Origin of the sequence: Clostridium gasigenes (assembly GCF_017348895.1) — a bacterium.
Taxonomy (GTDB): domain Bacteria; phylum Bacillota; class Clostridia; order Clostridiales; family Clostridiaceae; genus Clostridium; species Clostridium gasigenes.
In genome coordinates this window covers 2,936,091-2,960,961 of the sequence record NZ_CP071376.1, presented here as the reverse complement: position 1 = coordinate 2,960,961, position 24,871 = coordinate 2,936,091, and the positions used below count along the sequence as shown (strand labels likewise).

Below are 24,871 nucleotides of genomic sequence, written 5' to 3'. Positions count from 1 at the left end.
AGAGTAGTAAAAATCACTATTCTAAAGTCTTATTTTCATTGTCTATATAAGTTATTGCAAAGTTTCTTTTCAGGTTTAGGAACTCTTCAATATCATTTAAGAATTGTAACAATTGCGCTCTATTTTCAAATTCATCTCTAGATTTAGGAAGTTCCATTCCCTTAAATTCTTCTCTTAGTAGTAAAACCTTTTTCATAAGTTCCTTACAGTCATTATCTTCTGTTATATTCTCTGCTACATTATTTGTAAACTCAGCTATTAATTTTGTTTGTTCAAATGACATATAAAATTTTTCAAAATGAATTCTCATTTTTTTAATTATATCAAATTGATTTATTCTCATATTTATATAATCTATATAATATGAACTTCTATTAAAGAAATTGTTGTTAACAATTTTATAAGCTCTATTTTTACTTTCTTTAAGATTTTCTTCTATTTCATCCATTAGTTTTTGTTCGTAAATATCTACTGAATGAGTAATTAAAGATTTACTCATTCTTGAAATTATAATCCTAAAACTATTTTCAATTTGTTCTCTATCATCTTTAAAACTATCTTCAAGAGATGGCATAAATAAATTAGCTATTGATGCTATACCTATCCCAATAAACATTAAAAGCAGTTCGTTTTTCAACATAATTAAAGTAATATTACTCGCTACTAAAAGGTGAGTTGATAATACTACAGTAGCTATCATACCCTCTTCTACTTTTAATTTTGAAGTTAATGGTATAAATATTATTAAAAATACTCCAAACCCTATTGAATTATGACCTATAAAGTTGTATATAATTATTGATAGTGCTAGTCCTATTAAACATGCTAAAACTCTATTTTTACCAATAACCAAGGCTTTTTTTCTAGTATCTTGAATGCTCAAAATTGCAATCACTGCTGCTACTGTTGCATAATCTAAATTTAACAATTCAGCTATTATTAATGCTATCGTAGCTGATACTGCCATTTTGAAAGCTAAATTATAAATATATTTCATTTTTTCCTCCATCTAATATATAGTTATCTACCTATCTTTTTATTTTCTATTTTTTTAAAATTCTATCTTTTATAAATATTGCAACTGAATCGCTATTATTATCACCTATAGTAGCTGTTGCAATTCCCTTTAATTTCTCTACTGCATTTCCCATAGCATAACATTCTGTTGAAATCTCAAACATAGGAATATCATTTAAATTGTCTCCAAATGATATAATTTCTTTGCTATCTACATATCTTTGCAAGTATTTAACACCATTTGCTTTAGATGCTTTATCGCTATATACTTCATAAAAATAATGACCTTCCCCGTATATATCTTTGTGATATTCTGCAATTAGTCCTTTTATATTACTTACTTTGTCATGAATTTTGTTAACTCTATTAAAATCATCTAAAATTACAAAATTAATTACTTTAGAATCTTTTAACGCATCTTTATAGCTATCAACTTTCACAAAAGTTTTTAATGATTTATTGCACCTCTCATCAAAGTATTTTTGTTCATATTTATTAATAAGTTCTTTGTGATATACAAATAAATGATTGTTTTTTATTGCATAAATAAATACTTGCTTATTAAACTCTTCAAATATATTAATTATATCTTCAACTAAATGTTTTTCTATTTCTTTAATGTCTATGTACTTTCTAGCATTTACATTATAAATCAAAACTCCATTCATAAGGGTAATCGGAAGCTTAAGATTAAGTCCTTCTAATATATCGACTACTGTTGCAGGTGTTCTTGCTGTTGCTATTGTAAAATTAACACCTCTGTCTATTAACTTGTTTAATTCATTTTTAGAGTATACTGATATTTCTCTATCTGTATTTAATAATGTTCCATCTAAATCTGATACGAATAACTGCATTTATAACTCCTTTTTAGTCATTTGCAAAAATAACAAGTCAATGGGTTCTACATATCGGCTTATTATTTTTTTGAAAATGCCTTATCTTTTCTTATTTACATATCCACAAGTTTTGCATAGATCTTCTACTGCTGTTCTTCTTGAGAAACCATCATATATATCACTAGCTCTTTTAGATTCTAATATTTCTTCTAATTCTGTTTCAAATATATTCCCAAGATTCATATTTCCTTCACTATCTAAGCAACAAGGTACAACTGTTCCATCAACTAATATTCCAAATTGGTCTCTTAGCCCATAACAAAACATTCTTTCATTTGAAGGGGCAATATTTATGTTTGGCCATTCAAATTTTTCTGCCATACTTAAATATACGTCTTTAAATAGTTTTGTGCTATTCTTTTCTGTAAAAGTCTCTTTTAAATCATAATTAAGTTCAAATTTTTCTTCTAGTATTTTAAATATATTTTTATTTAATGAATTACTAGCCTTATGTCTTGTATCTAAATTCCATAGTCTCATAGATGTAATTATATTAGTATTATCTCTTGCTTCTTTTACAAATTCAATAATATTATCTATGTATTCATCAAAATCAACATCATCTTCATTAGCTTCAAAGCTATGAAGTGACATATTTACCTGCCTTAATGCAGGTGACGATAGTAATACCTCCCTCGCATTTTTTATTAAAGTTCCATTAGTTGTTATATTAACCTTTAACCCATATTCATTACTTATTTCTAAAAACCTTCCTAACTTTGGATTTAATAAAGGTTCTCCCATTAAATGAAAATATATATGATCTGTATATGGTTTTACACTTTTTAAAACATGTTCAAATGCTTCTTCCTCCATAAATTCTAACTTTCTTCCTGTTTTAGGACAAAAATTACAATTCAAGTTACATATATTTGTTATTTCTATATATACTTTTTTAAATTTTCTCATTAAAATGCTCCTATTCTTATGTACTATTAATTTTTATAGAGCTAAAAGAAAATAACTAGTTATTTTTTGAAGCTCTCTTATTGATATCTATAATATAATATATTTTTTTCATAAAGTAAAATAATGCTTTTAATTGAGTAACTATAGTTTAAATAGACCATCAAATTAGCTTGTTATTTTTTAATATTTCTTTTTTAAAATATAAATATATATACAAAAAAAACTAGTAAAGGATGATTCTACTAGTTTTTTACATTTTACTTATAAGAGCTTTTTAAATTATTTATTTTCTTGTATTAATTCAATTATTCTCTTTCCACATCTTGCACCTTTACATCCACCAGTAGCTGCCCCTGTCTTTTCTTTAACTTGGTCTAAAGATTTAGCACCACTTTTTATCGATTCAATTATAATTCCTTCTGTTATATTTTTGCAAATACATACTACTTTATCATTACTCATTATTTTATCTCCAATCATTAGTTAGTTTGTAATTTTATTATAAAATAATAATCATTATTTGTAAATAGCTATCATTCATATAATTATTTTTTTATATTTAATATCTTTCCACAACTTATATTAAATATTCATATCTCTTCTAAAATTTCTAAGACTTTCTTTTTCAAAGTTCATTAATTTTATTTTAAGAAAAAAAACCTCCAAGTTGAAGGTTTTTTAAAAACTATATAGCAAGAAAATTTTGTATTACAAGCAATGCTTTAATATCTATTTTTTCACTTGATGCTATTATTTCTTTAGCCTCTTCCTTAGAAACTAACTTAACTTCAATATCCTCATCATCTTCTAAGTCATCATCAGATATTTCTCCATTACAATCGCAATAAACTAATGCTACTGATTCATCTGTCATTCCTGTTGATATATATAACTTTGATTTAGTTTTTTCATAATCAATTTTGACTAAATCAAGACCTGTTTCCTCTTTTAATTCACGTCTTACAGTTGTTTCAAACTCTTCACCAGCATCTATAAGCCCTGCTGGAATTTCGTAAACATAATCATTTAGAGGAACCCTAAATTGCTTTATCACCACTAATTTATTTTCATCTATATGAGTTGCTACTATTATAACAGCATCTATTTTACCTTCTTCACCATTAAAAAATATATTTTCAATAGTTTCTAAAGGCTTTCTAGATGCAATAGACCAATTCTTAGTAGCCCCAAACTTATTAGTATATTCTGCATTATACATCTTTAAATAAGGTGTATCTGCAATAGTAGTAATATTTTTAATTTTAACATCTTGTCTTTCCATAATTAAAATCTCCATTCCATAGTTATTTCTTTAGTTTAGGGAAATTCAAATAAATATACTAACTTTCTATTTATTTAAATTTCCCTTAATCATTTGAAACTTTTCTACTATCATTATATACTAATTTATTAATTATTAAAAATATTCCATATTAATTATTAATAAAACTTCTCTACTATAATTACTCTATTATTACATCTTCTATTTTCACTGTATCTCCATAGGCTGGTAATAAGGTTTCATTATAAGCTTCTCTTATAGTACCATTTTGCCCTAATGATTTTATTTCTGCATTTACCCATTGTAATAATTCTTCATTTCCTTTTTTAACAGCTGGCGCTATTGTATCTTCCTCTCCTAATGATGATATTCCAACTGTATATCCTGCATTTTCTCTTGCCCATGCAAACAATAATGTATTATCATGAGCTAGCGCAGCTCCCCTATTATCTTTTAATGCTTCAAAAGCTTCTGTGTTATGGTCAAACTTTACTAATTCTATATCTGGATAGTTTTTTGTAAAGTATGCATCAGCTGTTGTTCCCTTATTAACTATAACTTTTTGCCCCTTCAATTGGTCTATTGAAGTTACTTTTGTTCCATCTTGTGATACAATTCCTAATGCAACCTTCATATAAGGATTTGCAAAATCTACTACTTCACGTCTTTCTGGAGTCACTGTGAAGTTTGCTAATATTAAATCAACCTTATTTGATTGCAAAAACTCTACTCTACTCGCAGCTTCTACAAGCACAAATTCTACCTTTGATTCATCTCCAAGTAAATCTTTCGCTAATTTTTTAGCTATAAACACATCATAACCTTGATTTTCCCCATTAGCATCTACGTATCCAAAAGGTGGCTTATCACTAAATACTCCAACTTTAATTGTTCCACGTTCTTTAATAATATCTATTGCACTTTTTTCAGAACTTTTATTTCCACATCCTACAAAAACCCCAACTCCAACTGTTAATATTACTAATAATGATGATACTTTTTTAATTAATTTCATTTTATTTTCCCCCTTATAATATCTCGTCTAGCATATTCTAGACGGATTGTATTTACTTATTTTATACCTTATATTTAAATATATTTAGAAATTGTTTTGCTCTTTCTGATTTTGGATTTTCAAAAAACTCATTTGGATTTGATATTTCGCATATTTTCCCTTTATCCATAAATACAATTCTATCTGCTACTTCTTTAGCAAATTGCATTTCATGAGTAACTATAATCATAGTCATACCATTCTTTGCAAGTTCAAGCATTACATCTAATACTTCTCTTACCATTTCCGGATCTAAGGCTGCTGTAATTTCATCAAACAACATTACCTTAGGGTTCATACACAAGGCTCGTACTATAGCTATTCTTTGTTTTTGTCCTCCAGATAATTGTCTTGGAAAAGATTTTTTTCTATCTTCTAGTCCTATTCTTTTTAATAGCTCCTCGCCTTGCTTTTCTACTTCTTTTTTATCTCTCTTTTGAGCTTTCATAGGCCCAAGTAAAATATTATCTATAACATTCATATGTGGAAATAATTCATAGCTTTGAAATACCATTCCTATTTCCCCTCTAACCTCTTCCCATTTAACATCTTTTCCTATTATTCCTTTGTTTCCAAAAGTTATAGTTCCTTCCTTTATTTCTTCTAAACCATTTAAGCATCTTAAAAAGGTACTTTTACCACAACCTGAAGGTCCAAGTATTACTAAAACCTCTCCTTTATGAACTTCTAAATTAATATCTTCTAAAGCTGTAATATTATCGTAATTTTTTTTCAAATTATCTATTTTTAATAAAATCTCGTTTTCCATAACTATTCCTCCCAATTTTGCTAATTACCCTACCCACTTTTGCTCTAGTTTTCTAGATAAAGCCGAAAGTGGATAACATATTATAAAGTAAAGTATAAATATAAATCCATATACCCAAAATGATGCTGTTGGTGCTTTTAATAATGAAACCTCTATTATTTGTTGACCAACTTTAACTACTTCTACAACTCCAATTAATACTACTAATGAAGTTGTCTTTATCATTCTAGTAGCTAAATTAATGCCCCCTGGAATAATCCGTCTAACCGCTTGTGGTATTAACACATATATATAAATATTAATTTTATTTAATCCAAGTGCAAGAGCTGCTTCTTCTTGGTGTTTTGGTATTGATGTTATTGCACCTCTAACTATATCTCCCATTTCAGCTATTCCCCATAGAGAGAATACTACTATAGAAACTACCTCGCCATTTAAATTAAGATTAAAAGCACTAGCAACTCCAAAGTAAACTATAAATAACCAAACTAAAATTGGTATTATTCTAATTGTTTCTAGGTATATTTTTGAAATAATCTTAACTACTTTAGATTTTGATGTCATTACTACTCCAAATACTAAGCCTAAAATACAAGCAATTATTACTGATATAAAAGCTATTCTCGCTGTTACAAATAACCCTTCAAGTAATCTCATTAAATTATTTCCTTCAAATATAACTCTATAATCCGTATTCAGCATTTCTTGACCTCCTCTCTAGCCAAGTTATTAATATAGACATTGGCAATAAAATTATTAAATATGCAATAACTAGCATAAATAGAGCTTCTTTTGTTTTATAATACATTCCTATTAAATCCTTAGCTACAAACATTAAATCTGCTATTGCTATAGCACCAACTATGGAAGTTTCTTTTAACAAAAATAAACAATTTGCTCCTATTGAAGGTATTGCTATTGAAAAAGCTTGTGGAATTATTATATATCTAAAAACTTGAAACTTTGATAATCCTAAACTTATCCCTGATTCTATTTGTGATTTAGGTACTGCCTCAAGCCCTCCCCTAAAACTTTCTGCCATATAACTTCCGCCTAAAAATGATAGTCCTATAACTCCACAGGTAAATCCTGTAATTTTCACTCCAAGCTTAGTTAACCCATAATATAAAAAGAATAATTGAATTAATAATGGCGTATTTCTTGAAACTTCTATATATCCCTTTGCTAACACTCCCAAAACCCTAACTTTAAAATAAATTATATTACTGCATATTACCCCAATAACTATTGACAATATTATTCCAAGGGCTGCTAATGTTAGCGTTAAAATAGTTGCCTCAATATATATAGGTACATTTTTAATAATAAAACTCCAATCCATGCTCTCACTCCTCTTTTGAAATTTGTGTAAATAAAAAAAGCTCTGCCTCTATTAAAAGAGACAAAGCTAAACTTCGTTATTCCACTCTATGCGGGATAAAATTATCCCATTGAATATTGGTACAAACATACCATTTCGCTGTAAGCGGCGATCCGCAAATGCTCTACTAAAAATTTCGAACATCCTACTCCAAAGGGCACTTCATTAATATTCTTGATAGAAGCTCTCAGCTAATCTTCTTCTCTGTAATCTTAAACAATAATTACTTTCCTTCTTCAATGTATTTATTTTATAATATCTTAATTTCATATATCTGTCAATCTATTTATACAGGTTTTGTTTCTTAGTTTTTAATTGACTTTCAATTTTATTCACAACTACGTTTGAATTTCTTTCCCAATTATCTTTTATAAAACTAAAATTGTCTACTAGCGTATCCATTATAATTTGTATCCAAGCTAATACCTTTTTTGTTTGTAATTTTTTTATATCATAGCTTATGCCAATGAGATTTCTACTATAGTCAAACTGCAAATCATTTATTCCATCTAATAGTTTTACCCCTTTAACTAATAGACTTTCATACTGTTCACCCTCACTTTGTATGTTTGTATTATTGTCAAACCTTATTACTAATTGACCTGGGAGATCTCTAATTATTTTGAATCTTAAAAATCTTTTTATCATCATTTCTTTTATACCCAATATTTTATCACCTACTTTTATTTCTTTATTTATCCTATGCTTATTTACAAAAAAGTTGACATAAACAATTAATATTTATCTTCTATACACTTTCTTAATTGTCCGTTATAATATTATTAAACACAAAGATGAATAGATGAGGAGTGATAATATGAATTTCTTTAAAAACACATATGGTTTTGATATGTTTTCAGTTTTCCTAATATTGCTAAGTAGTATATTTAGCATTTGGGATTTTACTAAATATCTAGGATTAGCACTTTTATTTTTCGCTATTTATAGAGCTTTTTCTAAAGATATTTATAGAAGAAAAATGGAACTTAATAAATTTACTAGCTATGCAAATAAACTTTTAGGTAAATTTGGAAAAAAATTACCTAGTTCTGTACCAAACCTAGATTTAAATAGTTTATCAGTAGCTATTAATCAAATTAAACTTTCTATGGCTCAAAAGAGGAAATATAAAATAATCAAATGTCCAAGCTGTAAGCAGAAACTAAGATTACCAAGGAAAAGAGGAAAGATTGTAGTAACATGTAAAAAATGTTCTAATAAATTTGATTCAAGAACTTAGGGAACTCAAAAAAAACATTAGAGAACTAATAAAAGCACTAGTATAAAATAACCACCCTAATACTTAGGTATAATTAAGTTCTACTAGTGCTTTATTTGTTTATTTAGATTTATTCTACAACTTCTAGTAAAAGTTCTGGAGAATCTGTAAACATGCCATCTATGTTCCACTCCACAAACTTTCTCATAGCAATAGGTGAATTAACAGTATATGAGTTAACTTTTATGTTGTTTTTATGACATTCCTCAATAAGTTCTTTTGTAACTAATTGTGCATTTGGATGAATTGCGTCTGCATTAATTTTTTTCGCCATTTTTATTGCATCACAAACCTCATAATATAACATTCCAGTTTTTATATTATGATTTATTTGTTTACACTTTCTAATTGATTCATGATTAAAACTAGATAATATAATCCTATTTTCCATATTATATTTTTCTACTAATTTTATTACATCATCTTCAATTTCATTATAGCTAATAACATCTGTTTTCAACTCTATATTAAGTACTATTTCTATTTCATCCTTAATTAATTCAAGAACCTCTTCTAATGTTGGAATTCCACATTTACTATTTTCACTAAACATAACTTTTCTATTTTTAAATTTTCTAAGCTCTTTTAATGTAAAATTACAAACTTGTCCTTTTCCCTTAAAAGTACGTTCAATGTCCTCATCATGAATTATAACTAATTTATTATCGCGACTTTTGTGAACATCAAGTTCTAAACCAGTAGCCCCTATTTCTATTGCTTTTTCAAAAGCTAAAATTGTGTTTTCAGGATAATCTGAACTTGCCCCTCTATGTGCAAAAACTATCATTAGAACTCCTCCTATATATCTATTTTTTCTATATCACTAAAATAAGGCATCATAAAATAAATAGCAGCCTATTATCCTTGATTATTTATTTTATAATGTCTAAATCCAATACTAATAAATCTTTTGTCTCATATCTATTATGCCCTTGTAACCTCTTTTTATATTTCCAACATTTAATAGCATCTGATAATAATTTTCCTTTATTATCATTAAAAAAATCTCTAATATAAGTGTTATATTCAAATTGACTGTCAATTTTTGTTGCCACTACTTTCTTTTCCTCTTGTATATTATAGTAGGCATCCACAGCTCTTGAATATGTTTTTCCTGTATTAGATTTTAACCATTTTTGAAATATCACATTAAATGAAAATCCACTTCCAATAACCTCTTTAAAGAAAGCTCTATGTTTCTCTGAACATACAAAATTTTCTTCAATAACACTCTCCAATGTGATTTTACCAATATCAACTGTTACTTTCTTATTATTTGTAACCCTTAATTTTTTACCAGTATCCAAAAAGCAATAAATTCGTTCTGTTAATGACTCTTTCCCTCCAGTTGATTGCAGTCCTACTTCTTTACAAAACAACACCAACTCTTCTTTTAAATAATAATATGCTTTAAATGTCTCACTATCTAACCTACTGCTTAATATAGGTCTAGTTGTCATTTTATCCATCCTTTCGTCGTTTTTTATCTTTATTAGCCCTTATTTTTTGTATAACATATTCAATTGTTACCCCATAAGCAACTAAAATAATACAATCATATACAAAATACAAAGAAAATAATGGTGCATTAGCAAAATTAAAACCTCCAACTTCGTAAGTAATCCCTTTTAGTAATAAAGCAATAAAAATTGCAATCATTGTGTATATAGTGCTTCTTATCATTTCACACCTCCCTTTTAAAATAATTCTATATAAATTTAACTGCTTTTTTCAGCGGGTTAATTCAAACTTTATCCCAAAACTAATATTATTTTCTCAGATGAAATCTCTAAAAACATCTCTAGTGTTGTTAAATCTGTTCTACATAACTTTAAAATTCTTTCCCTCGCTAGTTTTCTTTGATAATAATCATGAGTATATCTATTTCTTAACTTTACTATATTTTGTAGTTTTTTTGAATCTTTACAGGAAATAAATCCAAAATCACTTGATAATTCTATAATATCTGGACCTGATTTATTTGGAACATAGTTTTCTGTTGAAACTAAATAAGTTTCACACATATCAATTATAAATTCACAAAAAGAATTAAAATATGATATCATAGCTTCATCAATTATATCATCCTCACCATCAATGTTCCTCTTTATACATTCTCTAATTTTCTCTAGAAACACCTTACTTTCCAAGAACTTTTCTTCTAACTTTTCCTTTTTATATTTATAATATACCATTTCTATAACCCTCCAAATCCTTTAAGTTTTGTTCTCTTATTATTTCAAGATTTTCCCGATCTCTTTTAAAAGACGAATATCCCAGTACATATTCTAAATAATCTTCCTCTTTAAAAATTATTTTATCCTTACTTATTATAAACAACTCGCTAAATGGATAACTAAATCCACTTATAAAAGTATAATGTATATTATCATGGCAAAAGTATTCTGATAATATAACTTGCAAGTAATCTTCTATTTCAAATTCATCATCTAATTCTAATTCTATCGATGAAAGAACCATAATATCTATATCACTTCGATCTTTATTAAAGCAATTTTCATGATAGCTTCCAAATACACCAATTGAAATTATATTCTGTAATTTATCTGATTCAACTTTACAATTTTTTATCATTACCTTTTCCATAGTTCCCTCCATATTATCAATATAAATTTCTATATATTATACATTTTTTTAAAAATACTAATTTTTCTATTAATTTTTAACTATTCCGTGCTAAATTCTGAATTCCTCTTTACTTTTGATAAACTCCTACTTCTAAAGTAGAGAGTAGTTCAATTATATCCAATTAATATAATTTAAACAACCTACCCTCAGTAGCTAATAATACTTTTAGCAGATAAAAATTAATAAACTGTACTTTTAAATTTAAGCACAGTTTACTAATTTTTTGAAAAGTCCATTTGTATTAAATTAAAGGCTACTGAGTGATGTATTAAGAATCCAAAGTAACATAGTCAATTAATTTGCATATATTTTTCTTATTTGTGAAATCAATAGGCTTATCATATACTGCTAACATTCCACGTTCGTCAGGAGTTAAATCCTTTTTAGTCTTCAATTTCAATTTTAGTAATGACATAAGTATCTTATTAATAACATTAAGTTTTTGATAATTAAATCCTCCTCGTAAATAGAAGAACTTAATATATCTTTCTTGATACTCAGTAAAGTTTGTTTTTTTTACTTGTTCTAACTCTTCATCTCTTCCTGGACATACTCCTGTAGCAAAAACTATAATTCTTTTATCCTTAATTTTATCAATATTTTTAGTTATAGCTTTTATTCCACTTATGCCACCAGCATATAATCCCCCTCCATAAATAATGGTATCGTAGTTTTGTAGCCTATCATTATTCATTTCAGATACATTAATAATATCGGCTGTTAAGCCTTCTGCAATCCACTTCGCATATTTCTTTGTAAAACCCGTTTGTGATTTATATATTACTAAAGTTTTCATAATACATCCCCTCTCATTATAAATTTTCTAACAATCCCTAACTAATTAAAACCTTAAGTAATATACCAATATAACCTCATCCTCCTATATCCTCTATAATTGTATTCTAAAATCTCCAAAATCAAAAGTTCCACTGCCATGTTCTAATAAATTATTTTTTTCTATTAATATAAACGAATTTTGAATTTGCCTTATAATATCTAACTTTAAGTCTAACTCATTATGACCTGGTAAAATTTTTGTTATATTATTCAAGCAACATATTTTCTCTATAGATTTTTTAAATTCTATAGGATTTGTACTTGGATAAAATGCATAAAGTGTTCCTAGATATATTAAATCCCCAGTGTATAAGTAACCTTTTTCTTCCTCAAAGAGACAAATATGCCCTGGTGAATGTCCTGGAGTATGTAATACTTTTACTTTTCTTGAACCAATATCTATAATATAATTATCCTTCAATATTTTCGTTGATTCATCTTTATAAACGGTATATTTTTTTATATCAAACTTTTCAGGTGTTTCTTTACTAAACGGCTCCTTAACTATGCTATTTCTTATTACTTCAATTGGTATTGGTAGCCCTCTTTTAAGCCACTCTGCATCATCCTCATGTATATAAATATCTTTAAAATATTTATGCCCGCCTATATGATCCCAGTGACAATGAGTAGTAATGACTTTAACTGGTAGACTAGTTAATTTATCAACTTCATTTTTTATATTTCCTATACCTAACCCAGTGTCTATTAAAAGTGCATATTTAGTTCCAATTAAAAGATAGGAGTGTACTTTTTCCCAATGTCCATATTCACTTATGGCAAATGTCATATCATCAATTTTTTCAATAGTAAACCAATTATCCATCTCTACGCTCCGCCTATTCTACATTATAATTAATATCATTCAGATAATTTTTTTAAATCAACATACTATCTATCCTAGTATTTTTTATTAATTCTTATATACTATCCCCTTACACATGGTTTTCTTATTACATTTAGGGCAATATAAATTTTTATAATTAACTCCAGAATTAACCCCTATAATATTTTCTTTTAGTGTTATTCTAAATTTTTCTCCACACTTGTCACAGACCCACATATAACCAACAGTACTCCAATGCATAACTATTAATATCCCAATAAAAAGACAAATCAAGCTTATAATACATACTACTATATTTAATATAGCTCCTATAAATACTAATATTAAGGATACTATGCTTAACGAAACTCCAAATATTAGATATCCTTTATTTTTCATGATAATCACTCCTATATATCGTGTACCTTAAACTATTTATTAACCATATTTTTTAATATTTTGGATTAATTTCCTTCTCCATAATATAACTACATTCATATTTATCCATAGGATTTTCAATTCTTACAATATGAAACCCACACTTGTTCACATAAAAATTATGGTTCCTTTTTGAGAAACCTGGAGTATCTGTACACCATTTAATTGTATTTGGATATTCTTCTTCTATAAATCTCCAAACTCTTTTTCCAATCCCCTTATTTTGAAGACTCACATCAATAAAAATATTGCCTAAAAAATTAATTTTAGTTTCATTATTTATCCATAATATTATGCAACCTATCGCCTGTCCATCTAATGATATTTTGTATGAAGTAGACTCTTTACTTAATCCATATTCTCGCAGAAAATCACCATTATCATACCCTGGTGGTCCACCTTTTGGCTCATTAAGATGTATTCTTGCATCTTCATCAAAAGATTTCTCCATAATTGGTGTTAATATTTCTATATCCTTCTCTTCTAATAACTCAAATTTTAACATATCAAATTCTTTCATACTTCACCATTTCCTTTATAATATTTTTCTGAATTTTCCAGCCCTAGTTCTTACTATATATATGTTCTAGAAAATATTGCTCATTAGCTTAAGATAGATTGAACCAAATCTTTTTTAGTTTTATAATATTCCTTGCTTTCTTGAGACATTTTATTATAGCTTCTTTCAAGTTTACTTTTAACAAACTCCACTCCATCATCAATATTCAGCTTTCTTTGAACAAATGCCAAATAAAATAGTGATGGCAATGTATCATAATGAGAAATGGCATCAGCATCACTAACGCATATTTCTTCCTTAGTTGTTTTTTCTTTTAATACACTTCCACGGTGATTCAATATGTACAATTTAACTAACTCAATTTTATCTTCTGGGTAATTATATGATTTTAGGATTTCCTCAGCCATATTTTCACCATGTATATGATGATTTTCGTACATCTTGTAATCTGTAATTGAAGCTATATCATGTAACCACCCTGCAACCTCACATATTTCAACATCTGCTTGATATATGTTGACAAGTTCAACAGCATTATTTGCTACACTTTCAACATGCTCATAACTCCCAATACCAAAAAAACATTTGGACCTTCACATCTTATTTTAATATCTTCTTTTATATTCTCAATCATATCCATTTCTATTTTTCCTCCATTTAACAGACTGTTTTACTTAGCTAAAATTCTGTTTTATCCAGTGATCAAGCCGTATTTCTAATCCAGGTGCAATCATTGGAACTATAATATTACCTGTTATACTATAAAGAATCCCAACCCCAATTGATGCAATAACTTTTGGTATTATTTTCGTTGTTACTTTTATCCCACATATGAATTCTTGTACAATAATAAATTGTCCCCATATCAACGAATTTAAAAATATTCCTAGTGTCAGTTAACTTTGATGTATTTTAAATTAATAACCCTAAAATTTTTCCACCTTTTAAAATAGCTATTCTATCAAATAAAGCTTCTAAAACATTACGTAGAATACGACTCTTGCTCATTACCTATATATTTTTATTATCATTTTGTTAAATCAATAAATTTTTAATTTCTTGGAAATCTTCAATATAGTAATCTGCAAATTTCTTTAGTGTGTTAAGTTGTTTTTCATTCCTTTTTAATAAATAACTTGTCAATATAGTCTTTATACCTAACTCTTTTGCACCTTTTAATTCATCAGAACCACCATCTCCAATAAAAATACATTCTTCTGGTTTGGCTTTCATTCTGTTAAGTGCGATATTATAAATTTCAATTTGAGGTTTTATATATCCTACTTCATATGAAAATATTGCGCCGTCAAATAAGTTATATAGTGGTGAGTTTTCCCAATGCTTTACATCAATTATATCTGCATTACTTATCAAACATACCTTTTTCCCATTTTTCTTTAAATTTAAAAGAACATCAATAATACTAAAATCTACTTCAATTATAGATTTTTTAAATCTCTCTTCTCTTAATCTTAAAACTTCATTTTTATCACAGTCACTAACTTTCATTCCCATTTTTTTAATAATACTTTCAATTATCTTTATAGGAATTTTTTCTTTACCTATTGCTCTTTTTTCATATAATTCATTATCTTCTGCATGGATTTCCCACTCCTCTCTTGTTATTTTTAGCACATCATTTTCATTTCTTAAATCATTATATTTTGGTGTTACAAGTGTAAAGAACAAGTCAAAGAATATAACATTTATATTTTTCTTCATATTAAATCACCCACTTTTTTATTTGGTTGCTCAGTTCACTCATAGATATTTTAGAGTTAATAATTTTAAATCTTGGAACAATATCTAGATGCATTGGTATAAAGTATTTTTCAAATAATATTTGCGATTTTTTAACTGATATTAAAATTGTTTTTCAAAAACATATGATTTTTCTCCATCTCCATATGTTTTTTCTCCAGTTAATATAAAGCTACATTTTTCACTATAAAAATAATGATTCCGCTTTGAGTATTCAGGTGTTTCAACGCTCCATTTTTTAGCCGTTCTATAAGTCTCCTCAACATGTTGCCATGTTAACTTACCTAAACTTTTATTTTTATAATTAGGATCTATAAATAACATATCTAAATAAAATATCTCATTATCCTCTTCATAAATTGTATAAGCACCTACAACTTCATTTTTATAAAGTATTTCCATACTAGTATTTTTAATATTTTCATTTAATTTCTTAATTAAGCTTCCATCATTATAACCTTTTGGTCCATCTTCTTTTAGCTTTGTATGCATACTTGTATCCTCATTAAAAGCCCTAGTCATAATATCAGTTAATTTTTCATAATCATCTACTATAATTTTTGAAAATATAATATTTTCAATCATCAAACTCCTCCTTACAGTGCTTAATTCCTTACCCAATAACCCCCTCTATTTCTTTATCTTCACATTTTCCAGTTTCTACTGATAACAAAACTTTTTTATATAACAATACCGGTATTATAACCATAATTCCTGATATCGGGAATATTATAGTTGCTGGCATTATATCAAATAATATTCCAAAAATCATACTACTAAGAGGTATTGCCGCCATAGAAATAGTTCCTAAAACTGTTCCAACCCTCCCCATGTAATCTAGTGGTACAATTTTTTGAAAAAGTGTTCCTATAAATATATTTGCTATTCCAATAAATAAACATAATAAAGATATTATTACCAGAAGAAGACTATATGGTGGAAGGTTACTTGCAAAGCTATCTTTAAATGGACCAAAGATTACCACTGAAAAAAGTGTAGTTATTATTCCTACTGCTAACAGGCTTTGATAAATATTCTTTCCCACTGAATACTTTTTTCCCAAATAACTCGTTGTAAAACTTGCTATAATCATTGCTACTACACCAACTGATTCTGCTAATCCGAATTGAAAGTCTGAAACTACTAAAATCCTTTTACATATATATACTGTACCTATTGTAAAAGACCCAAGTGCAAAATTTAGCATCATAGCTAAAGTTGTTATTGCTAAAATAGATTTGTTTTTTACTGAAAACTTTATTCCATCAGAAAAATCTTTCCAAAACAAGTTCAACGATGGTTTCTCTTTCATGTTGTTTGTTTTCGGAATTTTTAGGAAGCACTCTGAGAATGCTGAAACAAAGAAACTTATTGCATTTATAACAAATATAATTTTTAATCCAACTAGCCCATAAAGTATCCCCGCAAGCAATGGTGCTAACACATTTCCAAGAGACATTATAAGTGAATTTATTGAATTCACTTCTATTAAATCATCTTTTTTAGTTATTGTTGGAATAATTGTTTGGATAGTTGGTTGAAATAGTGTTGAAATAAGTGAAAGAGTTATTGCTAAAATATAAATATATCCTATTGGCATTTGTCCAGTTATAAAATATATTACTGCAAAAATTGATACTACCACACCACTTAATATGTCTAGGCTAATTATTATTTTCTTTCTATCAAACCAATCAACAAAAACGCCTGCAAATGGCCCAAGTATTAACTGTGGAATCATTGTAACTGCAAGTATTGATGCAAATTTTGTAGCTGACCCTGTTGTTGCAAGGACAAATAGGGATAATGCAAATGTCTGCATTGAACTACCTACTAGTGATGTTATTTTCCCAAACATTAAAAGTGAAAAGTTTTTATCTTTTAAAATTTTAAAATTCATTATTTAACCCCAATCATTAATTTATTTATTACTTAATTTCACATTATATAATAATTATAACATTATTTTTAATATTTATTACAATTTTTTCAAAAGTAAAATCACTGATTACTATTATATTAATACGCAGAAAAAATCTCCGGAACTTTAGGTAATATAGGGTAAAAAGTATAATCAAATAAATTTACATCTTATATTTAAAGGCTTTGAGTTTGATTATATATAATCAAACTTTACAATCAAACTTTTTTTATTTCTAGCATTAAAATACATCCATTAACTCAATCTTTTTTCGAGATAATGGGGTAGCGTACGCGAAAATGATATTTCGTACGCTAAGAGAAATGCAGCCCCATAAATGCAATATTTTAGGGTTTAAAGTGCTTTATTTAAAGATTTAGTTCCTTTAAGTTTCCATTTTGATTTAAATTAAATTTATACTCGCCTAAAAAATTTATATGCTTCCATCCAAGTGGTGATATATTATTTAAGAGACTTTCGTCAAATCCGCTATTACACTTTAGATGATCAATAGCTTTATTTAAATAAACACAATTCCAAATTGTTATTGCATTGATTATAATATTTAAAGCACTGGCACTTTGCAGTTGTTCTTGTAAAGCTCTTCTTCTAAATTCTCCAAATTTACCAAAGAAAATAGCTCTTGCCAGGGCATTCATAGCTTCTCCTTTATTTAGTCCTCTTTGAATGCGTCTTCTAAAGTTTTTATCCGATATATATTCCAATATAAACATTGTTTTTTCTATTTTACCCATTTCCCTTAAAGCTTTTGCCATACTATTTTTTCTTGAGTAGGAACCTAATTTTTCTAGGATTAAGGATGCTGAAACTTTACCTATAAATATTGAATGAGCTAATTTTAATACAGATTCATAATCATCAGTTATTGATTTAACATTTATACGCCCTTTAACAATATCTTTAATCGTTTTATAGAACTCCTCAGTATCATTAAATAAAAACAAAACACATTCTGATAAATCTCTTATTCTTGGAGCAAATCTAATTCCAAATAAATGAAATAATCCGAATACTTGATCTGTGTATCCAGCTGTATCAGTATAATGTTCCTCTATTTGAAGCTCAGATTCATGTCCCAATATACCATCAAGCAAGTATAGCGAATTCCTTGAATTAGTAGTAATTACATCTATACTATAAGCAGAATATTGGTTACTTACATGACGATACATAGTAAGTCCCTTGCCTATTCCATAGTGTGGATTCTTATCAGCATAAATTGAGGAAACTCCAACTTCAACACGCATACCATCTGAGGATGAAGTGGTGCCATCTCCAAAATACTGTGATAGGTCAAGATGGTGTTGGTAGTTTACAAGAGTAGCTTGTGCTTTTTTTAAAGCATCATCATGGAGTCTCCATTCTGATATATTTGCCATTTGAGCATAGGTAATATATGATGTTGAATCTGCCATTTTTTGAACTCCTATATTTGTACCAAGAGCCATTATTGCTGCCATCAATATAGGTATTTCATCATTTTTAGGAGGCTTATCTGTAGCATGGGTTAAATGCTGTTCGAAATGAGTCCATTCTGAGACCTCTAAAAGCAATTCAGGAAGACTTATTTTAGGAATCATTCCATAAATCATAGAATTAAACTTTTCAGATTCTTCTGAAACATTTTTTTCCAATCTTTTTAGTGAAATTTTACCTCCATCAATACTTACATCTTCAAGATTTTTAACATTTTTTGATACATATTGTAACTTGTCTAATAACGTTTCTTGTCGTTCTTTTAAATATTCATCTATTGATAAACTTACAGAAATACCTGCTTCATTCTTTAAGCAGGAACTCTTCCAGTCTTCATCGCTAATAAGATATTCGTTTATATTTTTATGCCGCTTACTATCACTGATCCATATGTCACCCGAATGAATTGCATTATTTAATTCTGTAAGAACTGCCATTTCGTAATACCGTTTATTTATTGTGCCATCTTCATTACATACATGATTTTTCCAGCGTTTTGAAATAAACTCTATAGGAGCATCGTCAGGAATTTTCCGTTTGTTGTTATCATTCATATCTTTTATGACATTAACAGCATTTATTAAGGCTGTAGAATTATTTGATGGATGAAATTCTAAATTTTTAAAGAGAATTGGAGAGTATTTTCTTAAATTACCAAAACTACTATCTAGCAAATCAAGATAATCGTTATTCAATGGACGTATTATTTTTTCAGCACTATATGCATATTCTTTGAATATTTCCCATTTTCCTAGATTTTCTAACTCTTTTGAAATATCTTTCTTTTCTGAAAGGGCAGTATCTATAGCTTTTACAAGTTTAACATGAAGCTGCATTATTTCATTTGCGGATTTTGAACTTTTTACATTTAGTTCATCCCTAAGCTTTAATCCTTTAGAATGTAGTGAAATCATAAGCTTTGAGTGTACTTGAATAGCTTGATCAATTAATTCTCCATTTAAATCAGTTAGAAAAACTACCAGTATCGAATATCTCTTAATTTCCTCAAAACGCCGTAATGCATATGCATCATATTTATACCCAAGTCTCGATAGATAGCGTAATTTGTTTGGATGTATTAATTTTATATCAATATTTATTTGAAGACTTTTTATGTAGTTTATTCTTTCAATTATTTCTTTAAATGTTTTGGACGAAGGATTTAATGGAGCACTTTTTATCCATGATAAATATGTTGTTATCGTATCATTCATTGGCGTTAGTATAGTATCAAGACGATTTTTTGCTCTAAGGTCATATTTTCTGTTAAAGATTTAAATGTAATGTTATCAGCATTTTCACGAGCAAACCAAACAATACTTTCTATAGTTATCATAGCAGGAAAAATTATTTTAGCTTTCTTTAATATTTCTAAAGCCTTTTTTATGAGAAAAGTTGAATTATCATTTTCCATAGCATAATTTAAGATTTCCTCAAATAGGAATTTATCTTCATCCTTTGAGAAATTTTTTTATCCATATTCAATGCATATTTCTTCTAAGTGTTCTCGTTTTGTAGTATCCCTTTCAGCATACAAATTAAATACCTCAGGCTCTAAATCTAATTGATCCGCAATATATTTAACAATTGAATAAGGAATATTTTTTATGTTAGATATAGAACAGCCTGGATATCTAAGCAAAGCTAGTTGCAGAGCAAATCCTAATTTGTTAAAATCTTTTCTGTGGTTATTTATTATTTCAATATCATCAATTGATAACATATAAAATACACTCATTTGATGTTCATCTTTTTCAAATGGAATACTTACAAGTTCTTCTCTTTGTTGCTGAGTAAGCAACTCTCTTCTGTTTAAAATCATATAAAAATTACTCCTTTGTTAAAATTGAACTAAGCTATAAAGTTCATCCTTAGCCCCCTGATCTATTCCTATGTATCTTAATGTGATCTTCTGGCTACTGTGATTGAATGTGTCCATAATTAACCCTATATTATATCTACTTACTTTGTAGGTCCAATAACCCCAGGTCTTTCTTAAAGAATGGGTACCAAAATTTTCTATACCTATGCTTACAGCTGCATTTTTTAATAATCTATAGGCTTGTGTAACAGTTATATGCTTATTTAAGCCCTTTCTACTTCTAAAGATATAATTATTATGTCCAAGCTTATTTTGTTTTATATAGGTGTTTAACGCTGTTTTAATGCTGTCATTTAGCTTTATCTTCTTTTCTTTATTTGTCTTTTGCTCCTGCAGCACAAAATAATCTTTGAAATTAAACTTTTCCGTTAGAATATCACTTACCTTCACCTTAACTACATCGCTTATTCTAAGTCCAGTGTTTAACCGGAACTTGGCCATAAGCCAGTCCCTTTCATTCTTTCCTTTTAGAAAAGTAAGAAAATCATTTATCTTCTTTTTATCGTTTATGGGTTCTACTATCATAAATTCACTCCTAAAAAGTGTCCTAAAGGTCACAAATTTAATGTACTATATTTACAATATAGCATACGAAACAATACATTCAAATACATAATAAGAAAAAAGGCTTTAGTTGAATCTACTATAAGCCTTTATATATCAACGCTTTATGCTGTTTTTACGAATGTATGATTTTAACTAAAAGATTACATTGGCCAATAAAACTTTAAATTTTCAAAAAATCTATTCTACTAACTCTAAAAGTAAAATAATTACTTTTTTGGAGTGATATTTCTCTTAGCGTACGAAATATCATTTTTGCGTATGCTACCCCTAAATGTTTTTATTGTTTAATCAAAAATCACCTCATTAAGTAGATAATACACTAACTTTTTTAACTATATCAACTTAATGAGGTTAAATTTAAAAAATTGTTCCTAGTATTAATATACTTACAAAAAATGAACATTTTAATACTTAATTTGTATCTTACTATCTTCAAACTATACATGCATTTAAAAATCATAATTTATTGATATTTAGAGTACTGCCATTCCTTGTGCACCAATTTGTGGTAATTTTGTATCTCTGTAAATCTGTAATAGAACTAAATGCCCATTATTATCAATTTTAAACACACTGATTGAGCCTTCTCTACCATTTAAAACATAAAAGTTTCTGCCACACATATCTATTCTACTATCAATTGGAGTTCCTGTTGTATTAGGTGTACTTGGTATAGTTTCTACAACAGTAAGAATTCCTCCATGCATAATACGATATTGAGTTATTGTTCCATTACCAGCGTTAGAGGTATAAGCATAATGCTCATCAGGATCAACTGAAACCCAACAAGTGGCTGCTTGATTATTTAAGACAGAACCACTAATAACATCAAGATCTCCATTATTCATAACCCTATATGAAGATAATGCATTTGTACCTACTTCACTAACTACCAGAAGATTATTATTAAGATAAGCTGAGCCAAAAGGACCTACACCATTAGAAGGAGTTACAGTTGGACCAGTTAGCCTTCCATAGCAATCTACGTTGTAAACACTGAGATTATTTGTAACAGCTTCACTTACAACAAGTTTATTATTACAAGGACTTGAAACAATACATCTTGATTGAGCATTACTGGAACTCAAAGGTCTTTGAGAGCCGTTTATAAAACAAAGATGCCCATCAGAATCAATATGAAATCCAGTAACATTAGCGGCAAATTGAGGTTGGTTACCGGAATTTGTTACATAAAGATTGTGGTTATTTATAGTTAAACTGTTAGGAAAAATACCACCTGATGGGACTACTTCAATAAGAGAAAGGCCACCTTGAAATACGCGAAAACTACTTATATTATTACTGCCAGCGTTAACCACAAAGAGAAATTTACCGTTAGAGGATAAAGCAATTGATCCTTGAGAGCCAAGAGGATCTGCTTGTTGCAAGCCTGTCCCATTTCCGCCTGTTCTAAAAGCTTTTGGACAAGATAAAGTTCCCATGTTATCGCGAATAAAAGCAACAACACTGTTATTTATTTCATTTGTCATAGAAAATACCATTCTAATACAATTGTTTTTATTACAAGACATTTTATCAATCTCCTTTAAATTATAGTTAAATTTAAAATCTAACTAATACATGTTATGCACCATCAGTAAAATAGTGTTCTAAAATAAAATATTTATATTTTTGCCATTCTCTTTAAGAGAATGGCTATTAACTTACTGATTTTATATACAATTTGTGCGAAATAGATATACTAAGTTACAAAATACAAAATATAAATATGCATATAAGCATAAATGTGTAGAACATCTTCCTTGTTTGCAAAAGATTACATTCATAAAAATTAATATGCTATAGCAAGAGTATAATTCTCTTGTTTTTATTTTTCTCTTTGGTGCCATAAACGTTCGTTTTTTGTACTTTAATGATTGGTAGTAACAATATTAGCTCAGCCTAGTATTTAGGTGGATAGAAAAGTAGAAAAAGAAGTACAATAAATATAGTACAAATACCTAGCAAAACAATGGTTATTTGTACTTTTATTTTGTAATAGGAGGCTGAATTTATGGCATTGATTGGTTATGCTAGAGTTAGCAAAAAAGACCAAAATTTAGATAGGCAAGTAGATCAATTAAAAGAATATGGAATACCTAAAAGAAATATGTATGTTGAAAAATACTCTGGCACATCAAAGGATAGACCCATGCTTAAAAAGATGCTAGAAGAACTTGAAAGTAATGATATTGTAGTTGTTGTTGATATAACAAGAATATCAAGGAGTAGCAAGGATTTGCTAGGTTTGGTTGATGAAATAAAAGAAAAAGGAGCTTCGATAAAAAGCTTAAAAGATACATGGTTAGATACAACAAATAGCAATCCATACTCTACATTCTTATTAACGGTTATGAGTGGGTTAAGTCAGCTTGAAAGGGAATTAATATCCTCCAGGACAAAAGAGGGCTTAGAATCAGCTAGGAAGCGTGGCAAGGTTGGTGGTAGACCTAAAGTGGATAATGTCAACATACAAAGAGCGTTGATCCTTTATGAGGATAAGAAGTTAAGCATTAATGATATATGTACTATGTGTGGTATCAGTAAAAACACCCTGTATAACTATGTTAGGAAAGAGAAATCATTAGATGAATTTGATAAACAATAAATTATCATTGAGGTATAGATAATATTTATATTCTTAATGTGTGAATTTTATGTTTTTTTTAATGAAAAAAATAGCCTAAACCCTTTTTAAAAAGGATTCAAGGCTATGTAAATTTTTATATTTCATTAAGAATTTTTTGAATGGCAGTTACATATCCTGCCTTATATACCTGAATGCCGTTTTCTTTTACTCTGCCATAATTATCGGTAGTCCATCCTTGATGGTTCATAAATTCGTTTGATATGGCATTTCTCAGAGCATCTACTTCGGTATCTGTTAGATTGTAAGAAGGCTCCACTATAACAACATCCTTATTTCTGCTTATATCGTTTATAGGACGCATATCAATCGTTAAGGTTGTTTGTTCCTTAAGCAGAGAGTTTTCTCTTTTGAGCTTTTTATTCTCTGACATAAGCATACCAACCAGTGCCTTTGTTGTTGGTTCGGAGATACTTGCTAAGATATCATCGTTTACTGTTGATGTCTTTTCTTTTTTAGGCTTTTTAGTGGTAGCTTTATAGTATTCAGCCCACTGGCTTATCAAAACTCTGTAATCTTCGGCATTTTTGTTTCTAAGTGCCTGTTCACTTAGACCGCCATCATCTGCTATCAGTTTGGCTATAGTGCCAATGGAAAAATCTTTTATGTCAGACTCAGACTGTTTTTTACAGGCGTTATGTATGAGTTCTAGTGTTTTCTTTTTCCTTGTGGAAGCGTTCTCGTAAAACTTTGAGAACAGTTCATCTGGATGCATTTCTATCATATATCCTCCAAT

Annotated in this window: 30 protein-coding genes, 1 pseudogene and 1 other annotated feature; of the genes and pseudogenes, 2 read left to right on the top strand and 29 right to left on the bottom strand. The window is 28.1% G+C overall.

What is annotated here, in order from left to right; genetic code table 11:
• Positions 1–16: 16 nt before the first annotated feature.
• The 10 genes from J1C67_RS13775 to J1C67_RS13730 all read right to left on the bottom strand — a co-directional run bounded on the left by J1C67_RS13775 (position 17) and on the right by J1C67_RS13730 (position 7,977).
• Complete coding sequence (locus tag J1C67_RS13775) at positions 17–997, bottom strand: aromatic acid exporter family protein (protein ID WP_167867311.1); 981 nt, start codon at positions 995–997, stop codon at positions 17–19.
• A gap of 46 nt (positions 998–1,043) precedes the next feature.
• A complete protein-coding gene (locus J1C67_RS13770; RefSeq protein WP_167867312.1) occupies positions 1,044–1,874 on the bottom strand; it encodes an HAD family hydrolase in 831 nt (276 codons plus the stop codon).
• Between the two features lie 81 nt (positions 1,875–1,955).
• Positions 1,956–2,825, bottom strand: a complete 870-nt coding sequence (locus J1C67_RS13765; RefSeq protein WP_167867313.1) for a radical SAM/SPASM domain-containing protein — start codon at positions 2,823–2,825, stop codon at positions 1,956–1,958.
• Between the two features lie 279 nt (positions 2,826–3,104).
• Positions 3,105–3,287, bottom strand: coding sequence for a (2Fe-2S)-binding protein (locus J1C67_RS13760; RefSeq protein ID WP_089971235.1), 183 nt, complete (start codon positions 3,285–3,287; stop codon positions 3,105–3,107).
• Between the two features lie 223 nt (positions 3,288–3,510).
• On the bottom strand, positions 3,511–4,107 hold the full coding sequence (locus tag J1C67_RS13755) for an NUDIX domain-containing protein (protein WP_242873991.1): 597 nt from the start codon (positions 4,105–4,107) through the stop codon (positions 3,511–3,513).
• Positions 4,108–4,288: 181 nt separating this feature from the next.
• Complete coding sequence (locus tag J1C67_RS13750) at positions 4,289–5,122, bottom strand: cysteine ABC transporter substrate-binding protein (protein WP_089971229.1); 834 nt, start codon at positions 5,120–5,122, stop codon at positions 4,289–4,291.
• A 61-nt stretch (positions 5,123–5,183) separates the two neighbouring features.
• Positions 5,184–5,930 carry an amino acid ABC transporter ATP-binding protein gene (locus J1C67_RS13745; protein ID WP_089971227.1) on the bottom strand — a complete coding sequence of 249 codons (747 nt, stop codon included), beginning with the start codon at positions 5,928–5,930 and terminating at the stop codon, positions 5,184–5,186.
• Positions 5,931–5,954: 24 nt separating this feature from the next.
• On the bottom strand, positions 5,955–6,632 hold the full coding sequence (locus J1C67_RS13740) for an amino acid ABC transporter permease (protein WP_089971224.1): 678 nt from the start codon (positions 6,630–6,632) through the stop codon (positions 5,955–5,957).
• Positions 6,613–7,272 carry an amino acid ABC transporter permease gene (locus tag J1C67_RS13735; RefSeq protein ID WP_167867314.1) on the bottom strand — a complete coding sequence of 220 codons (660 nt, stop codon included), beginning with the start codon at positions 7,270–7,272 and terminating at the stop codon, positions 6,613–6,615. Before J1C67_RS13735 ends, J1C67_RS13740 begins: the two co-directional genes overlap by 20 nt.
• Positions 7,273–7,325: 53 nt before the next feature.
• Positions 7,326–7,560 (bottom strand) — a binding site (T-box leader).
• 33 nt (positions 7,561–7,593) lie between these two features.
• Positions 7,594–7,977 (bottom strand): hypothetical protein, encoded by a 384-nt coding sequence (locus J1C67_RS13730; RefSeq protein ID WP_089971218.1) that lies wholly within the window; start codon positions 7,975–7,977, stop codon positions 7,594–7,596.
• A 151-nt stretch (positions 7,978–8,128) separates the two neighbouring features.
• Between J1C67_RS13730 and J1C67_RS13725 the strand changes: the two genes are divergently transcribed.
• Positions 8,129–8,551, top strand: coding sequence for a zinc ribbon domain-containing protein (locus tag J1C67_RS13725; RefSeq protein WP_089971215.1), 423 nt, complete (start codon positions 8,129–8,131; stop codon positions 8,549–8,551).
• Positions 8,552–8,660: 109 nt separating this feature from the next.
• Here J1C67_RS13725 and J1C67_RS13720 read toward each other — a convergent pair whose 3' ends face one another.
• The 18 genes and pseudogenes from J1C67_RS13720 to J1C67_RS13630 all read right to left on the bottom strand — a co-directional run bounded on the left by J1C67_RS13720 (position 8,661) and on the right by J1C67_RS13630 (position 23,020).
• Positions 8,661–9,377, bottom strand: coding sequence for a glycerophosphodiester phosphodiesterase (locus tag J1C67_RS13720; RefSeq protein ID WP_167867315.1), 717 nt, complete (start codon positions 9,375–9,377; stop codon positions 8,661–8,663).
• 85 nt (positions 9,378–9,462) lie between these two features.
• The gene (locus J1C67_RS13715) at positions 9,463–10,050 is read right to left on the bottom strand and encodes a DUF6434 domain-containing protein (RefSeq protein ID WP_167867331.1); all 588 of its coding nucleotides are present in this window, start codon (positions 10,048–10,050) and stop codon (positions 9,463–9,465) included.
• A gap of 1 nt (position 10,051) precedes the next feature.
• A complete protein-coding gene (locus J1C67_RS13710) occupies positions 10,052–10,273 on the bottom strand; it encodes a hypothetical protein (protein ID WP_167867316.1) in 222 nt (73 codons plus the stop codon).
• A gap of 68 nt (positions 10,274–10,341) precedes the next feature.
• Positions 10,342–10,785, bottom strand: coding sequence for a HepT-like ribonuclease domain-containing protein (locus J1C67_RS13705; protein ID WP_167867317.1), 444 nt, complete (start codon positions 10,783–10,785; stop codon positions 10,342–10,344).
• Complete coding sequence (locus J1C67_RS13700) at positions 10,772–11,197, bottom strand: nucleotidyltransferase domain-containing protein (protein WP_167867318.1); 426 nt, start codon at positions 11,195–11,197, stop codon at positions 10,772–10,774. The genes J1C67_RS13705 and J1C67_RS13700 overlap by 14 nt, the downstream gene beginning before the upstream one ends.
• Before the next feature lie 310 nt (positions 11,198–11,507).
• A complete protein-coding gene (locus tag J1C67_RS13695) occupies positions 11,508–12,035 on the bottom strand; it encodes a flavodoxin domain-containing protein (protein WP_167867319.1) in 528 nt (175 codons plus the stop codon).
• A gap of 93 nt (positions 12,036–12,128) precedes the next feature.
• Positions 12,129–12,902, bottom strand: a complete 774-nt coding sequence (locus J1C67_RS13690) for an MBL fold metallo-hydrolase (RefSeq protein ID WP_167867320.1) — start codon at positions 12,900–12,902, stop codon at positions 12,129–12,131.
• Between the two features lie 87 nt (positions 12,903–12,989).
• Positions 12,990–13,301 carry a hypothetical protein gene (locus J1C67_RS13685; RefSeq protein ID WP_167867321.1) on the bottom strand — a complete coding sequence of 104 codons (312 nt, stop codon included), beginning with the start codon at positions 13,299–13,301 and terminating at the stop codon, positions 12,990–12,992.
• 52 nt (positions 13,302–13,353) lie between these two features.
• Positions 13,354–13,860: a GNAT family N-acetyltransferase gene (locus J1C67_RS13680; RefSeq protein ID WP_167867322.1), complete on the bottom strand. Its 507-nt coding sequence runs from the start codon at positions 13,858–13,860 to the stop codon at positions 13,354–13,356.
• Between the two features lie 83 nt (positions 13,861–13,943).
• A complete protein-coding gene (locus J1C67_RS13675; RefSeq protein WP_244980284.1) occupies positions 13,944–14,375 on the bottom strand; it encodes an HD domain-containing protein in 432 nt (143 codons plus the stop codon).
• Positions 14,376–14,534: 159 nt separating this feature from the next.
• Complete coding sequence (locus tag J1C67_RS13670) at positions 14,535–14,729, bottom strand: hypothetical protein (protein ID WP_167867323.1); 195 nt, start codon at positions 14,727–14,729, stop codon at positions 14,535–14,537.
• 166 nt (positions 14,730–14,895) lie between these two features.
• On the bottom strand, positions 14,896–15,582 hold the full coding sequence (locus J1C67_RS13665) for an HAD family hydrolase (protein ID WP_167867324.1): 687 nt from the start codon (positions 15,580–15,582) through the stop codon (positions 14,896–14,898).
• 141 nt (positions 15,583–15,723) lie between these two features.
• Positions 15,724–16,206: a GNAT family N-acetyltransferase gene (locus J1C67_RS13660; protein ID WP_167867325.1), complete on the bottom strand. Its 483-nt coding sequence runs from the start codon at positions 16,204–16,206 to the stop codon at positions 15,724–15,726.
• 28 nt (positions 16,207–16,234) lie between these two features.
• Positions 16,235–17,521 (bottom strand): MFS transporter, encoded by a 1,287-nt coding sequence (locus J1C67_RS13655; protein WP_167867326.1) that lies wholly within the window; start codon positions 17,519–17,521, stop codon positions 16,235–16,237.
• A 389-nt stretch (positions 17,522–17,910) separates the two neighbouring features.
• Positions 17,911–20,253 carry a Tn3 family transposase gene (locus J1C67_RS13650; RefSeq protein WP_207253604.1) on the bottom strand — a complete coding sequence of 781 codons (2,343 nt, stop codon included), beginning with the start codon at positions 20,251–20,253 and terminating at the stop codon, positions 17,911–17,913.
• Positions 20,254–20,258: 5 nt separating this feature from the next.
• A pseudogene (locus J1C67_RS19800) lies at positions 20,259–20,861 on the bottom strand (DUF4158 domain-containing protein).
• Between the two features lie 18 nt (positions 20,862–20,879).
• A complete protein-coding gene (locus J1C67_RS13635; protein ID WP_167867327.1) occupies positions 20,880–21,446 on the bottom strand; it encodes a tyrosine-type recombinase/integrase in 567 nt (188 codons plus the stop codon).
• Positions 21,447–21,961: 515 nt separating this feature from the next.
• Positions 21,962–23,020 carry a lactonase family protein gene (locus J1C67_RS13630; protein ID WP_167867328.1) on the bottom strand — a complete coding sequence of 353 codons (1,059 nt, stop codon included), beginning with the start codon at positions 23,018–23,020 and terminating at the stop codon, positions 21,962–21,964.
• Between the two features lie 482 nt (positions 23,021–23,502).
• Here J1C67_RS13630 and J1C67_RS13625 point away from each other — a divergent pair, with 482 nt between their 5' ends.
• A complete protein-coding gene (locus J1C67_RS13625) occupies positions 23,503–24,096 on the top strand; it encodes a recombinase family protein (protein ID WP_207253514.1) in 594 nt (197 codons plus the stop codon).
• A 115-nt stretch (positions 24,097–24,211) separates the two neighbouring features.
• Here J1C67_RS13625 and gmtX read toward each other — a convergent pair whose 3' ends face one another.
• Positions 24,212–24,859 carry a gamma-mobile-trio protein GmtX gene (gene gmtX / locus J1C67_RS13620; protein WP_207253513.1) on the bottom strand — a complete coding sequence of 216 codons (648 nt, stop codon included), beginning with the start codon at positions 24,857–24,859 and terminating at the stop codon, positions 24,212–24,214.
• Positions 24,860–24,871 lie beyond the last annotated feature (12 nt).

Coding starts and splice junctions, on each gene's coding strand:
- J1C67_RS13775 (WP_167867311.1), bottom strand. CDS start 997: ATGAAATATATTTATAATTTAGCTTTCAAAATGGCAGTATCAGCTACG.
- J1C67_RS13770 (WP_167867312.1), bottom strand. CDS start 1,874: ATGCAGTTATTCGTATCAGATTTAGATGGAACATTATTAAATACAGAT.
- J1C67_RS13765 (WP_167867313.1), bottom strand. CDS start 2,825: ATGAGAAAATTTAAAAAAGTATATATAGAAATAACAAATATATGTAAC.
- J1C67_RS13760 (WP_089971235.1), bottom strand. CDS start 3,287: ATGAGTAATGATAAAGTAGTATGTATTTGCAAAAATATAACAGAAGGA.
- J1C67_RS13755 (WP_242873991.1), bottom strand. CDS start 4,107: ATGGAAAGACAAGATGTTAAAATTAAAAATATTACTACTATTGCAGAT.
- J1C67_RS13750 (WP_089971229.1), bottom strand. CDS start 5,122: ATGAAATTAATTAAAAAAGTATCATCATTATTAGTAATATTAACAGTT.
- J1C67_RS13745 (WP_089971227.1), bottom strand. CDS start 5,930: ATGGAAAACGAGATTTTATTAAAAATAGATAATTTGAAAAAAAATTAC.
- J1C67_RS13740 (WP_089971224.1), bottom strand. CDS start 6,632: ATGCTGAATACGGATTATAGAGTTATATTTGAAGGAAATAATTTAATG.
- J1C67_RS13735 (WP_167867314.1), bottom strand. CDS start 7,272: ATGGATTGGAGTTTTATTATTAAAAATGTACCTATATATATTGAGGCA.
- J1C67_RS13725 (WP_089971215.1), top strand. CDS start 8,129: ATGAATTTCTTTAAAAACACATATGGTTTTGATATGTTTTCAGTTTTC.
- J1C67_RS13720 (WP_167867315.1), bottom strand. CDS start 9,377: ATGATAGTTTTTGCACATAGAGGGGCAAGTTCAGATTATCCTGAAAAC.
- J1C67_RS13715 (WP_167867331.1), bottom strand. CDS start 10,050: ATGACAACTAGACCTATATTAAGCAGTAGGTTAGATAGTGAGACATTT.
- J1C67_RS13710 (WP_167867316.1), bottom strand. CDS start 10,273: ATGATAAGAAGCACTATATACACAATGATTGCAATTTTTATTGCTTTA.
- J1C67_RS13705 (WP_167867317.1), bottom strand. CDS start 10,785: ATGGTATATTATAAATATAAAAAGGAAAAGTTAGAAGAAAAGTTCTTG.
- J1C67_RS13700 (WP_167867318.1), bottom strand. CDS start 11,197: ATGGAAAAGGTAATGATAAAAAATTGTAAAGTTGAATCAGATAAATTA.
- J1C67_RS13695 (WP_167867319.1), bottom strand. CDS start 12,035: ATGAAAACTTTAGTAATATATAAATCACAAACGGGTTTTACAAAGAAA.
- J1C67_RS13690 (WP_167867320.1), bottom strand. CDS start 12,902: ATGGATAATTGGTTTACTATTGAAAAAATTGATGATATGACATTTGCC.
- J1C67_RS13685 (WP_167867321.1), bottom strand. CDS start 13,301: ATGAAAAATAAAGGATATCTAATATTTGGAGTTTCGTTAAGCATAGTA.
- J1C67_RS13680 (WP_167867322.1), bottom strand. CDS start 13,860: ATGAAAGAATTTGATATGTTAAAATTTGAGTTATTAGAAGAGAAGGAT.
- J1C67_RS13665 (WP_167867324.1), bottom strand. CDS start 15,582: ATGAAGAAAAATATAAATGTTATATTCTTTGACTTGTTCTTTACACTT.
- J1C67_RS13660 (WP_167867325.1), bottom strand. CDS start 16,206: ATGATTGAAAATATTATATTTTCAAAAATTATAGTAGATGATTATGAA.
- J1C67_RS13655 (WP_167867326.1), bottom strand. CDS start 17,521: ATGAATTTTAAAATTTTAAAAGATAAAAACTTTTCACTTTTAATGTTT.
- J1C67_RS13650 (WP_207253604.1), bottom strand. CDS start 20,253: ATGAATGATACGATAACAACATATTTATCATGGATAAAAAGTGCTCCA.
- J1C67_RS13635 (WP_167867327.1), bottom strand. CDS start 21,446: ATGATAGTAGAACCCATAAACGATAAAAAGAAGATAAATGATTTTCTT.
- J1C67_RS13630 (WP_167867328.1), bottom strand. CDS start 23,020: ATGTCTTGTAATAAAAACAATTGTATTAGAATGGTATTTTCTATGACA.
- J1C67_RS13625 (WP_207253514.1), top strand. CDS start 23,503: ATGGCATTGATTGGTTATGCTAGAGTTAGCAAAAAAGACCAAAATTTA.
- gmtX (WP_207253513.1), bottom strand. CDS start 24,859: ATGATAGAAATGCATCCAGATGAACTGTTCTCAAAGTTTTACGAGAAC.